The organism is Microcystis sp. LE18-22.4A (genome assembly GCF_027531105.1).
Taxonomy (GTDB): domain Bacteria; phylum Cyanobacteriota; class Cyanobacteriia; order Cyanobacteriales; family Microcystaceae; genus Microcystis; species Microcystis aeruginosa.
In genome coordinates, this window is record NZ_JAPZRB010000020.1 from 1 (window position 1) to 3670 (window position 3670).

Here is a 3670-nt window from a genome sequence, read left to right on the forward strand (position 1 = left end):
GAGTGATTGGGGGGAAAATTTAGGGATTTTTTCCCTGAAAATTAGGTAATTGACCACCTGAAAATGGGTAAAACCCCACACCCCACACCCCACACCCCACACCCTGCCCCCACGAAAAACTTTTTCAGCAGCCCCTAAGTAACTCTTGCCTTTTGCCCCTTGCATGAGTGCCTATCCTAACCAAGAAGTTAATTTTGTCCTATTACTTAAATTATGCCGACTATCGAACAATTAGAACCCGCTAATAAGGCCGATGTGGTAGTATATATGCCCTACTATGCCAAGGACAAACATAGTATCCTGCCCTATGCGATCGCTTTGTATCAAGCAGGATCTTTAGAAGGTCGTCGTCGCATAGAAAACAGTCAAGGGATTCCCTTTGTGGCGTCTTGGTATGTATCAAAATTGCCCTCGGAATTGACCCGTTGTCGTTTACAATTTGAAGGACAGGCCGACCTAAGCTATGAGATGACGATTATTAACGCCGAGTTGATCGAATATCTCATCGATGCGATTAAAACCTTTAAGCAGCTAGGTTCAGCCGACTTTTCGCAGGGATTTTATCGGAAACTGCTGCGATTTGAAGAATAAAAGTCGGGATTTTACGGGTTAAAAAGGAGCAAATCGTGGCGAAATCAGCCAAATCTATACTCATCTCTTCCCTGGAACCCCTCAGTGGTAAATCGGGAACTATCGTCGGTTTAGCGCATCTCTTGCGGCAAAAAGGCCTAGAGATAAGTTACGGCAAACCAGTGGGCAATTGTCCGGGCTACGTCGATGGGCAATTGGTCGATGAGGATGTAGAATTTATCCGGCAATTACTAGAATTATCCCCCGATCAGCTGCGTTTACCCGTGATCTATACAGATGTGGATTCCGTTGCTAAACGTCTGCAAGGTGCAGATAAACAGGACTACGGCAATATTCTTGCTGGCTATCTCGATCGGGTTAACAGTGATATTACCCTCCTCGAAGGGCCGGGGACTCTCTGGGAAGGGAGTATTTTTCAGTTATCGATGGGGGAGATGGCCAAAATTCTCCAGACTCCGATCCTATTGGTGGCCCGCTATAGTTCTCCCCTGATTGCCGATAGTCTGCTGAAAGCGCAACAGGAATTAAATAATCAGCTGCTGGGGGTAGTAATTAGCGATATCCCCACCGATGATTGGGATGAAGTACAATCTCTCCTTAAACCCTATCTCGCTGGCCAAGGTGTGGAAGTTTTAGGACTGTTACCCGCTAGTAAACTGCTGCGCAGTATTAGTGTTCGGGAAATTGTCCATCTTTTAGAGGCCAAAGTATTATGTCGGCCCGATCGTTTGGATTGGATGGTAGAAAGTTTAGCGATCGGGGCAATGAATGTCAACGCCGCTTTAGAATATTTTCGCAAGGGGGAAAATATGGCTGTGATTACGGGTGGCGATCGCATAGACCTACAGTTAGCTGCCCTAGAAACTTCCACCACCTGTTTAATCTTAACCGGTTCTATCTCTCCAGATCCCCTGATTTTGGGCCGGGCCGAGGATTTAGAAGTACCGATTCTCTCGGTAAATTTAGATACTCTCACCACCGTGGAAATCGTCGATCAGGCCTTCGGGAAGATTCGCTTACAGGAACAGGTAAAAGTCGCTTGTATTCGAGAATTAATGGAGGAATATTTCCAGATCGATCGCCTGTTAGAAAAGTTAACAACAGGGGGGTAATTTCTCCCTGGCTGCCGAGAATTTCATTGGAAATCCCTTCATGAGTCTATCATCCTCCCCTGTGTCCCCTCCGGTCAAAGAAAATGACTGGAGATTATTATTAAGATTACTTCCCTACGCAAAAAAGCAAAAAGCCCTGCTATTCTGGTCATTAATACTTCTTTTTCCCCTATCTCTCACAGGGGCGATCCAACCCTTAATTATCGGTCAAGCGGTCTCCCTTTTGCAAAAGGAACAAACTTGGGATTTTTTGGCTCGAATGCCCTTAACAGCAGCCATTAATACCCTAATTATTATCCTCTCGGCTGCGATTATTTTACGACTGATTTTAGGGACAATGCAAGGTTATCTAGTGCAGAAAGTCGGTCAGTCAATTACTGCTAATGTCCGGGAAGATTTATTTACCCATGTCACCTCCCTTTCCTCCAGTTTTTTTGATCGCTCTCCCGTGGGACGTTTAGTCACTCGTTTAACCAGCGATGTGGAAGCATTAGGAGAAGTTTTTGCTAGTGGGGCGATCGGAGTTGTCAGTGATTTGGTCAATATTTTAGTTATTATCATCACCATGTTTACCCTGCAATGGCAATTAGCTCTATTGTTGGTGTTGATGTTATTTCCCGTCACTGCTTTAATTATCTTTTTTCAAAAACAATACCGCATCGCTAACTATCAAGTACGCGAGGAATTATCAAAACTTAATGCCCAATTACAGGAAAATATAGTCGGAGTTAATATTGTTCAATTATTTCGCCGCGAACGCTTTAATGCTGAAATGTTTCGCGCTATCAATACTCACTATCGTCAATCCCTAGATAAAACAATTTTTTATGATTCTGCTGTCTCGGCCACTTTGGAATGGATCGGATTAATTGCCGTGGGAGGAGTATTATGGTTAGGCGGGATTTTTATTCTCCAGAAAACCATTGATTTTGGGGTTTTATCAGCTTTTATTTTATTCTCCCAACGTCTCTTTAATCCCCTGCGTCAGTTTGCCGAAAAATTTACTATGTTTCAATCGGGTTTTACTGCTATAGAACGAATTGGTGAATTAATTAGTATTCCCATTGAAATCACCGATTCTAACAATTATAAAGAGATTTACTTCCCAGAAAAACGTCAAACTGGCGAGATTATTTTTGAAAATGTTTGGTTTGGTTATAAACCCGATGAATATATTATCAAAGGTCTCAATTTTACCATTCATCCAGGGGAAAAAGTCGCTTTAGTTGGTCCCACCGGTGCGGGAAAAAGTTCGATTATTCGTCTTCTCTGTCGTCTTTACGAACCAAGTAAGGGCAGAATTCTAGTGGATGGTATCGATATCCGTTATCTTCCCCAAGCGGAATTAAGACGTTATATCGGTGTCATTCTCCAAGAAACTTTTCTCTTTGCCGGAGATGTTACTCGCAATATTACTTTAGGGGAAAATTATGATTTTGAGCAAGTGAAGGCAGCAGCTAAATTAACTAATATCGATCACTTTATCGAGGAGTTACCCGATGGTTATCATACCCTTTTACGGGAACGAGGCGCAAATTTATCGGGAGGACAAAAACAATTACTCGCTTTTGCGAGAGTCGCTATTCGTAACCCCGAAATTTTAGTTTTAGATGAAGCTACCGCTAGTTTAGACGTGGGGACAGAAGTATTAATTCAAGAAGCTTTAGAACAGATTTTAGTCAATCGTACTGCTATTATTATCGCCCATCGTCTCTCCACTATTCGCGATGTCGATCGAATTCTTGTCCTTAAACGCGGGGAATTAGTCGCATCGGGAACCCATGAAGATTTATTAACCGAAGACGGCCTCTACGCTAGTTTATATAAACTGCAAATGTTAGGCACAGATAGTTAACAGGAGTCAGGAGACAGGAGTCAGGATTCAGGAGACAGGAGACAGGAGATTATTTTTATTTATACTTCCCACACCCCACACCCCACACCCTACTTCCCCACACCCCACACCC

Annotated in this window: 3 protein-coding genes; all 3 read left to right on the plus strand. The window is 43.2% G+C overall.

The window, feature by feature from the left end:
* Window positions 1-213: 213 nt before the first annotated feature.
* Genes ebsA through O9295_RS00750 form a run of 3 tightly spaced genes read left to right on the plus strand, consistent with a single transcriptional unit; the run spans window position 214 to window position 3558 of the window.
* Window positions 214-591, plus strand: coding sequence for a type IV pilus biogenesis protein EbsA (ebsA, locus tag O9295_RS00740; RefSeq protein WP_061431277.1), 378 nt, complete (start codon window positions 214-216; stop codon window positions 589-591).
* A 35-nt stretch (window positions 592-626) separates the two neighbouring features.
* Window positions 627-1703: a phosphotransacetylase family protein gene (locus O9295_RS00745; protein WP_288030962.1), complete on the plus strand. Its 1077-nt coding sequence runs from the start codon at window positions 627-629 to the stop codon at window positions 1701-1703.
* A gap of 40 nt (window positions 1704-1743) precedes the next feature.
* The gene (locus O9295_RS00750; protein WP_288030965.1) at window positions 1744-3558 is read left to right on the plus strand and encodes an ABC transporter ATP-binding protein; all 1815 of its coding nucleotides are present in this window, start codon (window positions 1744-1746) and stop codon (window positions 3556-3558) included.
* The last annotated feature ends 112 nt before the right edge of the window (window positions 3559-3670 follow it).